The following is a 14,804-nucleotide window of genomic DNA, read 5'->3' as shown; positions in this document are numbered from 1 at the left end:
ACGCGCCATGCATACGCTTTATCTGATTGCGATCGTCGCGGAAGCGATGTCGGGGGCGCTGATGGGCATGCGGCGCGGGATGGACCGCTTCGGGCTCGCGCTCATCGGCGCGGTGACGGCGCTCGGCGGCGGCACCGTGCGCGACGTGCTGCTCGGCCACTATCCGCTCGGCTGGATCGCGCATCCCGAATACCTCGTGATCACGCTCGTCGCGGCGACCGTCGCGTCGTGGGCCGCACGGCATGTCGCGCGAATGAAGACGCTGTTCGTCACCGTCGATGCGATCGGCCTCGCGGCGTTTACGATCATCGGTTGCGACATCGGCGCGTCGACCGGCACGGCGCCGATCATCGTCGTGCTGTCCGGCGCGATCACGGGCGTCTGCGGCGGGATGCTGCGCGACCTGCTGTGCAACGAGATGCCGCTGATCCTGCGCGAGGAGCTGTACGCGAGCGTCGCGTTCGTCACGGGCGCGCTGTATGTCGGGATGCAGCATCTCGGTATCGATGCGGGCTTCGCGACGGTGGTCGCGCTGGCGGCCGGATTCTCGATGCGGATGCTGGCCGTGCGGCTCGGGTGGAAGATGCGGACCTTCGGCGCGGCGGACGTCGAGCATTGAGCGCGGCCGCGCCGGCATTCAGTCCGGCTGCATCACCTGAAAGACATTGCCCTCCGGGTCGAGGCCGTCAACCATCCGGTACGGGAAACCGGCGTAGCGCTTGAGATCGCGCACGATCACACCGTCGCCGGCGAGCCGGTCGCGATGTGCTTCGATCCCGGCGTCGATCCTGAACACGAGCTTCACGGGGCTGGCGTTCGCGTTCGCAGGCGCGGCGGCATGGCGAAACGCCGGGCCGGCCAGATGCAGCGCCAGTTCGACCGCGCCCGCGTCGAGCACGACCCATTCACCGTCGATTTCCTCGATGACGGGGAGGTCGAAATACCGCTGGTAGAACGCCTTCAGCAACGCAACGTCGTGGACGTACAGGATGATGCGGGTCATCGGAAGCGGCATGGGGGTTTCCTCGAAGGGGAAGTGCGAATGATGCGAAGTGAAGGTCGGGGTGGCGAGCAAGGCCGGACGTCGAGCGACGCACCGACCGTGCACTACATGGGCACCATCACCGGTGGTGTACCGTCGCCGGTTTCCACCATCTTCACCGCGCAGCCGTAGCACTGCGCGATATGGGCGGGCGTCATCACGTCGCGCGGTGCGCCGTGCGCGACGATCGTGCCGTCGGCGAGCATTGCGATGGTATCCGCGTGCCGCGCGGCGAGGTTCGGATCGTGCACGATCGCGAGCACGCCGAGCTGCCATTCGCGTGCGACGGCGCGCACGGTATCGAGCAGGCGGTGCTGATGCGCGAGATCGAGCGCGGCGGTCGGCTCGTCGAGCAGCAGGTAACGCGGGCCGTTTTCCGTCGCATCGTCGTCCGGCCACAGCTGCGCGAGCACGCGCGCGAACTGCACGCGTGCGAGTTCGCCGCCCGACAAGGTCGTGACGTCGCGGCCGACGAGCGCGTCGGCGCCCGCGCGTTCGAGCGCGCGCCACGCGATGTCGCGATCGCGATGCGACGTCGCACCGCTGCGCCGCGCATGCGGATAACGGCCGAGCAGCACGATTTCGTCGACGCTGAACGGAAAGGCCGGTTGCGCGGCCTGCGGCAGCACCGCGCGCAGGCACGCGAGCCGCGGCGCGTTGATGCGCGCGAGCGGTTCACCGTTCAGCGTGACGTCGCCCGACACGCGCACGCCGGTCGGCGCGACGCTGCCGGTCAGTTCGCCGGCGAAGGTTTTCAGCAGCGTGCTCTTGCCCGCGCCGTTGCGGCCGAGCAGCGCGGTCACGCGGCCGGGCTCGATCGACAGCGACAGGTCGCGCAGGATGGCGTTGTGTCGGCGGGCGACGTCGAGGTGGTGGGCGGTCAGCATGGTCGTCTTGAAAGAAGGGTTACCCGCCGAGCGCGCCGCGGCTCTTCCACAGCAGCGCGAGAAAGAACGGTGCGCCGAGCAGCGCGGTCAGCACGCCGAGCGGAATTTCGGCGGGCGCGGCGACCGTGCGCGCGGCGAGGTCGGCGGCGAGCGTCAGCAACGCGCCGAGCAGCGCGGCGCCGGGCAGCACGATCCGCTGGTCGGGGCCGCACGCGAGGCGCACGCAATGCGGCGCGACGAGCCCGATGAAGCCGATGATGCCCGCGCATGACACGAGTGCGCCCACCGCGAGCGCGACCGCGACGAGCACGCGCCGCTTCAGCCGCTGCACCGGTACGCCGAGATGCAACGCCTCGGTTTCGCCGAGCTGCAGCGCGTTCAGCGCGTCGCGTTCGCGCGCAAGCAACACGCAGCCGATCGCGACGCACGGCGCGACGGCCGCCAGCGCGGACCATTGCGCGCCGCCGAGGCTGCCGAGGCTCCAGAAGGTCAGCGAGCGCAGCTGCGCGTCGTCGGCGATGAACGTGAGCAGCCCGATCGCCGCGCCGACCAGTGCGTTGATCGCGATGCCGGCGAGCAGTAGCAGCGGCAGCGCGAGCCGGCCGCGCGATGCGGCGAGCCGGTAGACGAGCGCCGCGACCGCGAGCGCCCCTGCGAAGGCGGCGATGGGTAACGCGGCCGCGTTCACGTGTGAGGCAAAGAGCGCGGGGCCAAGCACGATCATCGTCGTCGCGCCGAGGGCGGCGCCGCTCGACACGCCGACGAGCCCCGGATCGGCGAGCGGATTGCGGAACAGCGCCTGCATCGCGGCACCGGTGGCACCGAAGCCGCCGCCGACCAGCAGCGCGAGCGCGACGCGCGGCGCGCGAATCTCGAACAGCACCGCGCGCGCCTGCTGCGCGGCCGCATCGCCGGTCAGTGCGGCCCATGCTTCCGCGAGCGGAATGCGATAGGCGCCGACGCACAGCGCGACGATGGACATCGCGCACACGAGGCACGCGAGTGCGGTCAGCGCGAACGGCGCGAAGCGGCGCGACGTGCCGATGCGCGTGGCGCCGGAACGCGATGCCGGCGACGGCGCGGGGAAAGGCGAAGCATGAGCGGGCATCGGGGCGGTCCGGAATCAGGCAAGCGCATCCGACAGGCGTCGGTGCAGGGTCGTGACGGCGAGCGGCAGGCGCGGGCCGAAGCCGAGCAGGAACAGCGCATCGAGCGACACGACGCGCTGTGCGCGGCCGGCCGGCGTCGCGCCGAAGCCGGGCGTCGCAAGCAGCGCGGCGCGGCCGCCGACGGCCGCGAGCCCTTCGTCGGAGATCAGCACGACGTCGGGCGCGGCGGCGGCGAGTGCCTCGGTCGTCAGCGGCTTGTAGTGATCGAAGCCCTGCATCGCGTTGCGTGCGCCCGCGTAGCGGATCATCGCGTCGGCGGCCGTGCGCTGGCCGGCGACGAGCGCCTGGTTGCCGGTATGGTTCAGCACGAACAGCACGCGCGGCGGCTGCGCGCCGCCGGGTGCGCGCGCGGCGACCGCGTCGCGCGCGGCCTGCCAGTCGCGATCGAAGCGCTGCAGCAGCGTGGTGCCCGCATCGCGCACGTCGAGTGCCTGCGCGACGCCGGTGATCTTCGCGCGCACCGATTCGACGTCATGGCGCTCGTCGAACGTCGTCACCGCGACACCGGCGCTTTTCACCTGCGCGATCGCGGTGGGCGGGCCGGCTTCGGCCGACGCGAGCACGAGATCGGGCCGCAGCGACAGCAGCCCCTCGGCCGACAGTGCGCGCTGGTAGCCGACCTTCGGCAAGCGCTTCGCGGCGTCGGGGTAGGTGCAGGTCGTGTCGGCGCCGACGAGCCGGTAGCGGGGCGTTTCGGCACCGCCAAGTGCGAACGCGGTTTCCGCGAGCGCGCCGCCGATCACGACCACGCGCTTCGGGTTCGCCTGTGCGAGCACGCTGCCGGGCAGCGCGCCCGCGAGCGCGCCGGCCACCGCGCCCGCCAGCACCGCACGGCGTCGCGGATCGAACGATCGCGCATTCATCGCGCGTCCCCGCGTGCCGCCGGCGGCAGCGTCGCGACGAGCGCGCGCCAGTCGTCGCGTTCGACCTTGCCGGGCTTGCGCTCGCCGAACAGCAGCGCGACGTGGTCGCCCTGCCGGTCGAACAGTTCGAGCGACGTGACGAGGCCGTCGCTCGTCGGCTTCTTCACGACCCACGCGGCGGCGATCAGGTCCTCGCGCACGTGCAGGTTGAAGCCCGGGTCGAGCACGTTGATCCACGCGCCGACCTCGCGCACGTTCGCGACGGGGCCCGTATGGATCTGGATCATCCCCGCGTTGCCGACGAACACCATGATCGGCTGGCCGCTCTTGGCGGCCTGTTCGAGCACGTGGCGCAGCGCATGCGCGGTTTCGACCGGATACGCATATTGCGGATCGGCGAGGCGCAGCGCCTGCATGCGGCTCACGCCGAAGCGCTGCGTGATGCCGAAGAACTGGTGCGTATCGGTCATCGCGTCCCATGCGGCGCGGAAGCCGGATACGTCGATCTCAGTATCGGCACGCTCGGGCGTCTTCGGCGCGGCGGGCGCGACGTCGAGGCCCGGCTCCTGCGACGGCGCGCGCCAGCGTTCGACGAATGCGTCGTACGCGGCGTGATCGCTGTGCGCGCGCAGGTACACCTTGTGGATCGCGTGACCCTGCGCGTCGAAGAACTGCAGGCTCTTCAGCGGGCCGTGCGCGGTCTCGTCGCGCACCGCGAACGCCGACACCCAGTGACGATAGAAGATGCGCAGGTCGATGTCGCCGAGCGCGAGGCCGACGGGGCCGTCATGGCTCATCTGCGCATATTCGCCGTCCTTCTCGTGGACGGCCGTGTCGTTGCGCGTGAGCGCCATCACGCGGCCGAGGCGCGGCATTTCCTCGAACATCGCCGGAAAGCGCGCGTCGAGCCGCACGACGTGCTCGCCGACGAATGCGGCGAGCGCCTCGCCTTCGCTGACGCCGAGCGCCTGCGCGACGTCGCGGTTGCGCAACTGGCGCTCGGTCTTGAGCTTGATGAACGCGTCGCGCAGCGCGGCGGCCGCGCGGGCCGGCGTGGCCGGTTGACCGGGAAGGGCGGATTGCATCATGTCGGACTCCTTCAAGTAACGGTTGGGGTGGTAGCGCGGGCGGCGCGCATCAGAAATCCACTTTCATGCTGACGGCGACCGTGCGTCCGGACGACGTATATGCATCGAGCACCTGCGAATCGGCGGCAATGCCGCGCACGTCCGACCAGTTCCAGACCTTGCGGTCGAACAGGTTGCGGATGCCGATCGTTGCGCTCACATGTTTGTTGAAGCGGTAGCCGCCGCGCAGGTCGACGACGAACGACGACGGCGGCGCGAAACACGCCTTGTTCGAACAGTCGGACTTGTCGATGTCCTTGTCGCGTTTCGCGGCCTGGAACAACAGGTCGGTCTGCACGAACCAGCGCTCGCTCGGCTCGTAGCGCACGCCGAACACGGCCGAGAACGGGTTGACCGTGTTGAGCGGCTGGCTGGCCGCGCCGTTGTTCTGCGTCGAGCCCTTCGTGAACGCCATCGCCGTTTTCAACGTGATGCCGTTCGGCATCACCCATTCGGCGCGGCCCTCGAGGCCGTGGATGCGCGCGTCGGCGAAGTTCACGTACTGGAATACGAACGGGTCGGCCGGCCGGCCGCTGCCGGCGATCGTCGTGCGCGAGATGAAGTTGCGGTAGCGGCCCGTGAACGCGGCCGCGCTGTAGCGCACGACGCCGTAGCCGGTGCCGGCCTTGCCGCGCAGGCCGGCTTCGAACGTGTCGCTCGTCTCGGGCTTCAGGTTCGGGTTGCCGATCGACGTGTAGCCGTACACCGGGTTCGAGAAGCTGCTGTTCACCTGGTCGGGCGTCGGGGCGCGGAAGCCGTGCGCGTACTGCACGTACGGAATCAGCGCGGGCGTGATCTCGTAGAGCACCGAGACGCGCGGCGACAGTTCGTTCGCGCTCGTCGACACTGCCTTGCCGGTGAACAGCGGATCGTTTTCGGTCGGGCTCAGCCGGTACGTGTCGAAGCGCAGGCCCGGCGTGACGAGCAGGCGGCCGTAGCCGATCTGGTCCTGCACGAACGCGCCGAACAGCGTGTAGTCGGTGTCGGGGAACGCCTTGTTCGGGAACGCCTCGCCGACGCCCGGCACCGTGCCGTCGCGCCTGTTCGTCACGCGCGACAGGCTGCCGTCGACGCCATAGAGCAGCTTGTGTGCGAGCGGGCCGGTCGCGAAGCCGCTTTCGGCGAACGCGGAGCCGCCGAACGTGCGTTCCTTGTACTGGTTGTCGCGCGAGCGCGATTTCAGCGGCGTGCCGCGCGTCTCGAACGCGTACTGGTCCTGCTTCGCGTCCTGGTAGTAGAACTGCACGTGCGCGGTCTGGAACCAGCGGAACGTGTCGTCGCGGAAGTCGTAGTCGACGCTGAAGCGGTTGCGCTCGAGCCGGTCTTTCGTCGTGAGGCCGAGCGTGGTCGGCGGATTGATCGCGGACAGCACGTCGGTGCTCACGCGCCGCTGCACCGTTTCGGCGGTGAACTTGATCGTGTCGCGCGTGGTGGGCGTCAGCACGAGCTTGCCGAGCAGCGATTCCGAATAGACGTCCTGAGGGTTCGACGTCGTGCGCAGCGTGCTCGCGGAATTGTTGCTGCCGCGCGTATCGACCTCGTGGCCGCGCCGGCCGTCGGCGATGATCATCCCCTGCACGCGATCGTTGCCGCCCGCGGCCGACACGGTCGCGCCGATGCTGCGGTCGGCCGAGTCGTAGCTCGGCCGGAACGAGAAGTAATAGGGCTTGTTGTAGATCGACAGCAGGTCGCGCGGATCCTTCGTGATGAAGTTCACCGCGCCGGTCAGGCCGTCGCTGCCGTAAAGCGCGGAGGCCGGCCCGCGCAGGATCTCGATGCGCTTGAGTGTGTCGAGATCGGCGTAGTCGCCGCGGCCCGCTTCGAGCGGACCGAACGAAAACGCATTCGGCAGGCGGATGCCGTCTTCCATCAGCAGCACGCGATTGCCTTCGAGGCCGCGGATGTTGATGCTCGAATCGCCGTCGCGGCCGCCGCCGAGCGCGGCGCTGCCGGGCCGGTACGCGGTGCGGCGCACCGTGACGCCCGGCTCGTAGCGCAGCGCATCCTTGATGTTGGTGGCCTGCTGCTCCTCGAGATCCTCGTCGGTGATCACCGACACCGAAGCCGCCGTGCGGCTCGCGGCCGTGGCGGTACGGGTGGCCGTGACGGTGACGGGGTCGAGCAGCGCCGCATCGCCGCGCGTGGACGCGGCGAGGACGACGGCAGGAGGCGGGGTGGCGCCTTGCGGCGACGAATCGGCGTGAGCCGGGGCGGCGGACAGGCCGAACGCGCCGAACAGCGCGGCGCAGATCGGCCGCCGCGCCAGCGGATAGCAATGCACAGGTGGTCTCCCATTGACGAAAACAAGCCCGAAGGCTGGCTGGGTGACGCGTTCACCTGGCTGGCCCGCCCGCGCGCGGAATGCGGCGAACGGAGAATTGAAAGGCAACTGATAACTTTACCAGTGTAAATGAGAATTATTATCAATACAAGCGAGGGAAGCGGCCGGTGCGGGTGAGCGCTCACCCGCGCGGCTCGGGTAAGCCGCACCGGGAAATTCGGGAGAAACGCGCCGGCCCTAGGCCAGCGCTTCGATGCGGATCAGCAGGTTGCGCGCATGCGCGATGAACGCATCGTGCGTCGCACGATCGCTGTGACTTTCGAGGCCCGCCTGTTCGGCGTAGGCGATCTGTTCGGTGTAGAGGTCGACGAGCGCACGGCGTTCGTCAAGGGGAAGCGCGCGGATCATCGACACGAGCAGCAGTTCCTGCGCGCGAAGCATGCCGGACAGCAATTGAACGTTCATGCCGACCTCCTCGGACGATGCGGCGGCGGGCCGCTCTTTCCATACTAGGCGGTCGGCGTACGCAGTGGAGGCGTGGTGCTTGCGATGATGCGGCGGAAACGTGATTCGATGGCGATGCGTCGGTCAGGTGTGGCAGTGGCAGCGCGCCGCGCGAGCCGAAACTCGCCGCGCGCACCCGTACGTCGCGAACCGAACCGAAACGTGCGGCGGGTGACCGGAATCAGCCGGCTGCCGTTGCGGCCCGAGCATCGCGCACGACCTGCGCGACGCGTTCGACGAACTCGGCATCGACGCTCGACAGCGCTTCGCGCTTGCCGTCGGGCATCTCGACCATCAGGCGATACGTGATGTCTTGCGTGGCCCACGAGAGATAACCGACGACGACGAGCATCACGCCGACGACGAGCGCGGCGCTCGATGCGCCGATGCCGCCTGCAACGGCGGCGGCCGCGCCGATCAGCGAGATCAGCGACGGCACGACGCGGTTCTTCGGAATCTTGACGACGTCGACCTGGCGGATGTCACGCAGTGCGAATACCTGCCCGGCGGCCGACAGGCCGTTGCGCGTGATCATCACGCCGCGTTCGTTGAATGCGTTTTCCATCGTGTGTTGCGTGGACGAAAACGCGCAGCGTAGCAGGTTTCGTTGTTGCGTCAAACGAGACCGACTGCCGCACGATGCGTGCGGGGCGGCCGAAAGGCGGGAGGCGGGTGGAACAACGGGGCGTTCAGAACTGCAACCGGCCGTCGCCGTAAAGCCGGCCCGGCACGTGCGACGCGACGACCTCGGCGATCTCTTCGTCGGTCGATTCGGCCGGCACGATCTGGCGCCGCGCGGGCGCGTCGAGATGCATCGTCCATTCGACGAGCCGGTACGGGCGGCCCCACGGGCGCTGCATTTCGACCGATACGCGGCAGCTCTGGACCGGCATCGAGTGTTGGCACGTCAGAATCGCGTGCAGATGGCTGAAAACGGTATCTTCGATCATCATGGCCTCCGATCCTGTCTTGTGGGCAATCGATGGCGGCGCCGTCGGCATTTAAAAAAAAAAAGCCGCCGATGCTCAGGCGGCCAACAGGGGGGGTGAGAGCATCCTCTCAGCCCAGAATTAAGCGAAACTTAAAAGCACATAAAAAAGCGCCCCGCGTGGAGCGGGGCGCTTCTTGCCGTCGTGATCCGCGAGTTAAGCGGATGCTTTAGAACTTGTGACGGATACCGATACGTGCGGCGATCTGGTTCTTCGAACCCGTGCCCGACGTATTGAAGTAGCTCGTGCTCGAGCCGATCTGCGCTTGCACGCCCTTGCCCGATGCCTGCTGGTACACGACCAGGCCGTACACGTCGGTACGCTTGCTGAGTGCGTAGTCGGCGATACCGTTGACCTGGTTCCAGTGCCACGAATTGCCGCTCTGCGTCGCGTTCGTGTACGTGTAGCCGAGGCCACCCGACAGTGCCGGCGTGAAGGCGTACTTGGCGCCTGCTTCATACGCGTTGTAGAACGTGCCGCCCGCGCCCGAAACGGTCGAGAACTGCGTACGCGTCCACAGCAGCCATGCCGTTGCCGGGCCCCACACGTAGCGGCCACCGACGCCGTACGTGCGCAGGTCGCGGACGTTACCCGTGCTGATGTTCGCGATCGTCGTCGAGAATGCCGGCGACGACTGGCTCGGGAAGCGGATGTCCGTGTAAGCGGCGCCGACCGAGACCGGGCCGTTCGCGTAGTTCAGGCCGAAGCTGTATGCGCGCGACGAGCCTGCGGTCGTCGTCGTGCCCGACGTCGTCGCGGCTGCGCCGGCGAAGTCCGTCGAGTTCGAGAAGCCGTACAACGCGCCGAACGTGAAGCCCGAGTAGTTCGCGCTCTGGAACTTCACGGCGTTGTTGATGCGGCTCGACGTGAGCTGGTCGAGGTCGTTCACGTGGTACGCGTAGTTACCCGCGACCGTGTTGCCGCCCGTCGAGTAGTTCGAGCCGAGGATGTCGGTCGAGAACGAGTACTGACGGCCGAACGTGACCGTGCCGTATTGCGACTGGCTCAGGCCGACGTAAGCCTGGCGACCGAAGATCGCGCCGCCTTGGCCGAGCGTGCCGTTGCCGCTGTTGAAGCCGTTTTCGAGCACGAAGATCGCCTTCAGGCCACCGCCGAGGTCTTCGGTGCCGCGCAGGCCCCAACGGCTGCCTTGGGCAACGCCGTCGTCATACTTGAACAGCTTGCCCGTGCCGCCGTTGGCGGTCTTGCTGTGGTTCACGTAGCTGATACCGGCATCGATGACGCCGTACAGCGTCACGCTGCTTTGTGCGTGCGCCGTGCCGGCCGTTGCTGCCAGGACGGCGATGGTCAACAGTTTCTTGTTCAAAGGATTCTCCGAGCGAATAAATGGCGTGTCCAGTTGCGGTTCCGGCGCTCTCATGGGCGCTTTCACGGACCGGCGGCAACTTTATCGGCGGGCCACGTAATGAATATGACAGCGACTGTCATATGAAGAATGTGTGGTACCGATGCGACACTGAATTCTGCCCGGTTGCGCTATCAGGGGTTATACCGAATTCGGCTGTTATTCGATCCGGAGCAGGAATATGCACATGAAATAAGCTTGGTTTGCGTTGTTCGGGCCCCATGCGACGATCCGTGCCTCAACAACGACACGGGACAAGAGGACACCATGCGACGTTCGATCCTGACCGGCCTCGGCGCACTCGCCGCGGCGCTGGCATTCGCGGCGCCCGGCGCGCACGCCGACCCGCAAACGCTGAAGATCGGCACGATGAGCGGCCCCGACGCGCAGATCTGGACCGAAGTGACGAAGGTCGCCGCGCGCGACGGCCTCGCGATCAAGGTCATCGAATTCAACGACTACGTGCAGCCGAACGCGGCGCTCGACTCCGGCGATCTCGACGCGAACGGCTTCCAGCACCAGCCGTTCCTCGACAGCCAGATCAAGCAGCGCGGCTACAAGATCATCAACGTCGGGCTCACCTACACGGCGCCGATGGGCTTCTATTCGAAGAAGATCAAGTCGCTGAAGGACTTGCCGGTGGGCGCGAAGGTCGGGATCCAGAACGATCCGTCGAACGGCAACCGCGCGCTCCTGCTGCTGCAGAAATACGGCGTGATCAAGCTGAAGCCGGGCGTCGGCACGAACGGCGTGAACGCGACGCCGCTCGACGTCGCCGAGAATCCGAAGAAGATCAAGATCGTCGAACTGGATTCCGCGCAGTTGCCGCGCGCGCTGCCGGATGTCGATGCCGCGTCGATCAACACCGATTACGCGGTGAAGGCGGGGCTCACTCCGGTGAAGGATGCGATCGCGATCGAGGATCTGCGCGGGCCGTATGCGAACCTGATCGCGGTGCGCGCGCAGGACAAGGACAAGCCGTGGGTGAAGAAGCTCGTGGCGGCCTATGAATCGGACGACGTGCGCAAGTTCATCGACCAGAAGTTCGGCGGCGCGATCGTGCCGGCGTTCTGAACGGTCAGGCATCCCGGCCGGCCGGATCGCTGGACATCGACGATCCGGAAAGCAAATCGCCCGCACAAGCGGGCGATTTCGTTGGCGCGCGTTATGGCGCGTTGGCACGCGCCGTGGCCCGGCGCGCGGGCCGCTCGCTCAGGCCGACAGCAGCGAACCCGTGCGGATCGCGGTCGCGCCGGCAATCCGCGCGACTTCCATGCCGGCCGTCGCGAAGCGCACGATCTGGCGCGCGTACAGCACGCCCGACACGCTGCTCTTCAGCGTGATGACGCGATCGGTCAGCGGATCGACGATGTCGGCCACTTCCTGGCCGGCTTCGATCCACGCGCCGACCGGCGTGCGGAACACGATCACGCCCGACACGGGCGCGACGAGCGGATCGGTGCCCGCGAGCGGCGTGGCCGGATGCGCGAGCGGCGGCAGCGGCGCCGGCGTGCCGTCGACGACACCGCGCTCGGTCAGGTATTCGACGATCGCCTGCGCGTCCTTTTCGGCCAGCTCGTACGACACGTCGCGTTCGCTGCGCAGTTCCACCGTGACGGAAATCGCGCCGTTCGGGATCGGGAAGCGATCGCCGAAGCGGTTGCGCAGATCCGACCAGCAGAAGCTGTGGATCTCGTCGAACGGATTGCCGACCGAATTCAGCGCGAGCAGCGACGCCTGCGCGTCGAGATAGCGCGACAGCGGCTCGACGTCCGGCCACAGATCGGGATTGGTGTAGAGATGCATCACCGCATCGCTGTCGCAATGCAGGTCGAGCACGATATCGGCGTCGAACGACAGCTTCTGCAGCGCGAGGCGCTGGGAATCGAGCTCGGTGCGCGGCGCCTGCTCGTCGAGCGCTTCGCGCATCGCGGCGCGCACGGCAACCACGTTGCGCTGGGCGTCGCTCGTGAGCCGGCTTTCGACGCGCGGCAGCACGAGCGCCGCGAGATCGTAGAAATTGCGGTTGAAGTTCTGCATCGAGCCGAGGTCGAAGCGGCCGAGGTGATCGCCGAACACGTGCTGCGACAGGCCGATCGGATTCGGCACGGGCACGATGACGACTTCGCCGCGCAGCTTGCCGGACGTCTCGAGCGCGGCGATCTTGCGGCGCAGCAGCGTGGCGACCAGCATGCCGGGCAGTTCGTCCGCGTGCAGCGACGACTGGATGTAGACCTTCTTGCCGCCGCGCGGGCCGTAGTGGAAGCTCGTGATCTGGCGTTCGGTGCCGACGGCGGGGGAAATCAGCGGATGGGTCTGCGTTTGCATGATGAGGGGAGTGCGGCGCAGCCGCGAATGATCCGGTGTGCGTGGAAGATCGATTGTACGTTGCCTGCGTCGCCCCCATCAAACCGCTACCCGAACCATCTATTTTCTTTTGCGAATCATCGGGTTGGCGCGGAAAAAATAACGCTTCCGGCGCCGCTCGCGCAAAAAAAACGGGCTCCTTGCGGAGCCCGTCTGCACGGATGCGACTCGTGCGCTTGCCGGCGGTGTTACTTGCCGTAGACGTCGAAATCGAAGTACTTCTTCGCGATCTTCGCGTACGTGCCGTCCTTGCGCATGCCGGAGATCGCGCCGTCGATCTTCGCCTTCAGGTCGGTGTCTTCCTTGCGCAGGCCGATGCCGGCGCCATTGCCGAGCGTCTTCGGATCGTCGATATCCTTGCCGGCGAAATCGAAGTTCGCGCCGCGCGGCGTCTTCAGGAAGCCGATCTCGGCTTGCACCGCGTCCTGCAGCGCGCCGTCCAGACGGCCCGAGATCAGGTCGGCGTAGACCTGGTCCTGGTTCTGGTAAGGCACGACGTTCACGCCCTTCGACGCCCAGTAGGTCTTCGCGTAGGTTTCCTGGATCGTGCCCTGCTCGACGCCGACCGTCTTGCCCTTCAGCGATTCGGCCGTCGGCAGCAGGCCGGCGCCCTTCTTCGCGACGAGGCGCGTCGGCGTGTTGAACAGCTTCGCGGAGAACGCGATCTGTTCCTCACGCGCCGGCGTCATCGACATCGACGACAGCACGCCGTCGAACTTGCGGGCCTTCAGCGCCGGGATCATCCCGTCGAAGTCGTTTTCGATCCACACGCACTTCGCGTTGATGCGGCGGCAGATTTCGTTGCCGAGGTCGACGTCGAAGCCGACCACCTTGCCGTCAGCGCCTTTCGATTCGAAAGGCGGGTAGCTTGCGTCGACGCCGAACCGCACGGTCGTCCAGTCCTTCGCATACGCGCTGCCGGCCGATACGGCGAGCAGGGCAACGGTCACAGCCGCAAGAATCTTTTTCACTCGGTGACTCCTCGTTTTGTTCGATGGGTGCGCGGTTGTGCCGCGCCGTAAGCCTTCGGTCCGGCGCGGCTTCGCGTCGGACTGTCCGTTTCGCCCACCCGATGCGGGCGCGCGACGTGCGCAAGATTATCAAGACAAAATACCGGCAGGGCGCCTAGGACAAGCCCCGATACCGGACCCGGCGGTAGCGCGGCGGGGGCGCGACCGTTTCAGACACAGGAACGATTCAACCGAGCGTTTCGTTGACCGCCTGCTGCAGGCACGTGACGAATTGCGAGACGGCGGGCGTGGGCAGCAGGTCGCGCCGCGCGATGATCGACAGGTCGAAGCGCGGCATGCTTTCGTCGAGTTCGGCCGTGCGGATGCCGAGCGGCGCGACCATCGCGGCGAGCGGGCGCGTGAAGCAGCCGATCACGTCCGAGCGCGCGACGAGCCCGAGCGTGACCGCGAACGACATCGGCGATCTCAGCAGGCGCTTCGGCAGCGGCAGGCCGTGTGCTTCGAACATCCCGACCATCACGCTGTGCGGAAACTGTTCGGCGCCGACGGTGACGATCCACTCGGCGTCGAGCAGCTCCTCTAATCGGCGTGCGTGTGCGAGCGGATGGCCTTCGCGCATCACGATGGTGAACTCGGTCGACAGCAGCGGCGACTGCGTGAAATCGCGGTCGAGTGCGGGCACGTGGTGCATCGCAGCGATGTCGAGCGTGCCGTTGCGCAGCTGCGCGAGCGCGTCGGGCACCGTCAATTCCACGAGATGCAGGCTCACGTTCGGCATCGACCGGCGGAATGCCGTCACCGCGTGCGGCAGCGCCGTCAGCGCGATCGACGGCATCGTGCCGACCGCGACGCGCCCCGACATCTCGCCTTTCACGTGCTCGACGGCCTCGACCGTGCGACGGATGTCGCCGAGCAACTGCTCGGCGCGCGGCAGCAGCGCATGGCCGCAGGCGGTCAACTCGACGCCGCGCACGCTGCGCGCGAGCAGCTCCGCGTTGAGCGCCGTTTCGAGTTCGCGGATCGTATGCGTGATCGCGGGCTGCGTGACGCCGAGTTCGCGCGCGGCGGCGCGCAGGCTCTTGTGATGCGCGGCGGACACGAACGCCTGGAGCTGGGCGATGTTCAGGGGGTTGCGGATGCGGGTCATCGATCGGGTCCGGTTGGCGCGACAGTGTGGCGAACGAGGTGGGGCGACGGCGATTTTCGGTAGCGATCCTGATGCTTGCACGCGCGCGGTG

15 protein-coding genes are annotated in these 14,804 nt (G+C 67.5%); 2 read left to right on the top strand and 13 right to left on the bottom strand.

Annotation, left to right across the window (positions count from 1 at the left end):
• Positions 1-7 precede the first annotated feature (7 nt).
• Positions 8-619 (top strand): trimeric intracellular cation channel family protein, encoded by a 612-nt coding sequence (locus VL15_RS12995; protein WP_048245959.1) that lies wholly within the window; start codon positions 8-10, stop codon positions 617-619.
• 18 nt (positions 620-637) lie between these two features.
• Here the strand turns inward: VL15_RS12995 and VL15_RS12990 are convergent, their stop codons facing one another.
• From VL15_RS12990 to VL15_RS12945, 10 genes are all read right to left on the bottom strand, one after another.
• A complete protein-coding gene (locus tag VL15_RS12990) occupies positions 638-1,015 on the bottom strand; it encodes a VOC family protein (RefSeq protein ID WP_048245958.1) in 378 nt (125 codons plus the stop codon).
• A gap of 92 nt (positions 1,016-1,107) precedes the next feature.
• The gene (locus VL15_RS12985) at positions 1,108-1,929 is read right to left on the bottom strand and encodes a heme ABC transporter ATP-binding protein (protein ID WP_048245957.1); all 822 of its coding nucleotides are present in this window, start codon (positions 1,927-1,929) and stop codon (positions 1,108-1,110) included.
• Positions 1,930-1,948: 19 nt separating this feature from the next.
• Positions 1,949-3,037, bottom strand: a complete 1,089-nt coding sequence (locus VL15_RS12980; protein WP_048245955.1) for a FecCD family ABC transporter permease — start codon at positions 3,035-3,037, stop codon at positions 1,949-1,951.
• A gap of 15 nt (positions 3,038-3,052) precedes the next feature.
• A complete protein-coding gene (locus tag VL15_RS12975) occupies positions 3,053-3,961 on the bottom strand; it encodes a heme/hemin ABC transporter substrate-binding protein (RefSeq protein ID WP_048245954.1) in 909 nt (302 codons plus the stop codon).
• Positions 3,958-5,049: a hemin-degrading factor gene (locus VL15_RS12970; protein WP_048245953.1), complete on the bottom strand. Its 1,092-nt coding sequence runs from the start codon at positions 5,047-5,049 to the stop codon at positions 3,958-3,960. The genes VL15_RS12975 and VL15_RS12970 overlap by 4 nt, the downstream gene beginning before the upstream one ends.
• A gap of 49 nt (positions 5,050-5,098) precedes the next feature.
• Positions 5,099-7,369: a TonB-dependent hemoglobin/transferrin/lactoferrin family receptor gene (locus VL15_RS12965; RefSeq protein WP_048245952.1), complete on the bottom strand. Its 2,271-nt coding sequence runs from the start codon at positions 7,367-7,369 to the stop codon at positions 5,099-5,101.
• Positions 7,370-7,606: 237 nt separating this feature from the next.
• On the bottom strand, positions 7,607-7,834 hold the full coding sequence (locus VL15_RS12960) for a hypothetical protein (protein ID WP_048245951.1): 228 nt from the start codon (positions 7,832-7,834) through the stop codon (positions 7,607-7,609).
• 220 nt (positions 7,835-8,054) lie between these two features.
• Complete coding sequence (locus VL15_RS12955) at positions 8,055-8,438, bottom strand: DUF6232 family protein (RefSeq protein WP_048245950.1); 384 nt, start codon at positions 8,436-8,438, stop codon at positions 8,055-8,057.
• A 124-nt stretch (positions 8,439-8,562) separates the two neighbouring features.
• Positions 8,563-8,823, bottom strand: coding sequence for a DUF2866 domain-containing protein (locus tag VL15_RS12950; protein ID WP_011353838.1), 261 nt, complete (start codon positions 8,821-8,823; stop codon positions 8,563-8,565).
• 208 nt (positions 8,824-9,031) lie between these two features.
• On the bottom strand, positions 9,032-10,189 hold the full coding sequence (locus VL15_RS12945; RefSeq protein WP_048245948.1) for a porin: 1,158 nt from the start codon (positions 10,187-10,189) through the stop codon (positions 9,032-9,034).
• 306 nt (positions 10,190-10,495) lie between these two features.
• On the opposite strand from VL15_RS12945, the gene VL15_RS12940 reads away from it, so the two are divergent.
• Entirely contained in the window at positions 10,496-11,302 is an 807-nt protein-coding gene (locus tag VL15_RS12940; RefSeq protein WP_048245947.1) for a MetQ/NlpA family ABC transporter substrate-binding protein, read from the top strand.
• Between the two features lie 138 nt (positions 11,303-11,440).
• On the opposite strand, the gene VL15_RS12935 is transcribed toward VL15_RS12940, so the two are convergent.
• From VL15_RS12935 to VL15_RS12925, 3 genes are all read right to left on the bottom strand, one after another.
• Positions 11,441-12,556, bottom strand: a complete 1,116-nt coding sequence (locus VL15_RS12935) for a succinylglutamate desuccinylase/aspartoacylase family protein (RefSeq protein ID WP_048245946.1) — start codon at positions 12,554-12,556, stop codon at positions 11,441-11,443.
• Between the two features lie 227 nt (positions 12,557-12,783).
• Entirely contained in the window at positions 12,784-13,566 is a 783-nt protein-coding gene (locus VL15_RS12930) for an ABC transporter substrate-binding protein (RefSeq protein WP_048245945.1), read from the bottom strand.
• Between the two features lie 226 nt (positions 13,567-13,792).
• Positions 13,793-14,713, bottom strand: a complete 921-nt coding sequence (locus VL15_RS12925; RefSeq protein ID WP_048245944.1) for a LysR substrate-binding domain-containing protein — start codon at positions 14,711-14,713, stop codon at positions 13,793-13,795.
• Positions 14,714-14,804 lie beyond the last annotated feature (91 nt).

It is taken from the genome of Burkholderia cepacia (genome assembly GCF_001039005.1).
Classification (GTDB): Bacteria; Pseudomonadota; Gammaproteobacteria; order Burkholderiales; family Burkholderiaceae; genus Burkholderia; species Burkholderia theae.
Note: the sequence above shows the minus strand (reverse complement) of the source record. Positions and strands in the feature narration are given on the sequence as shown.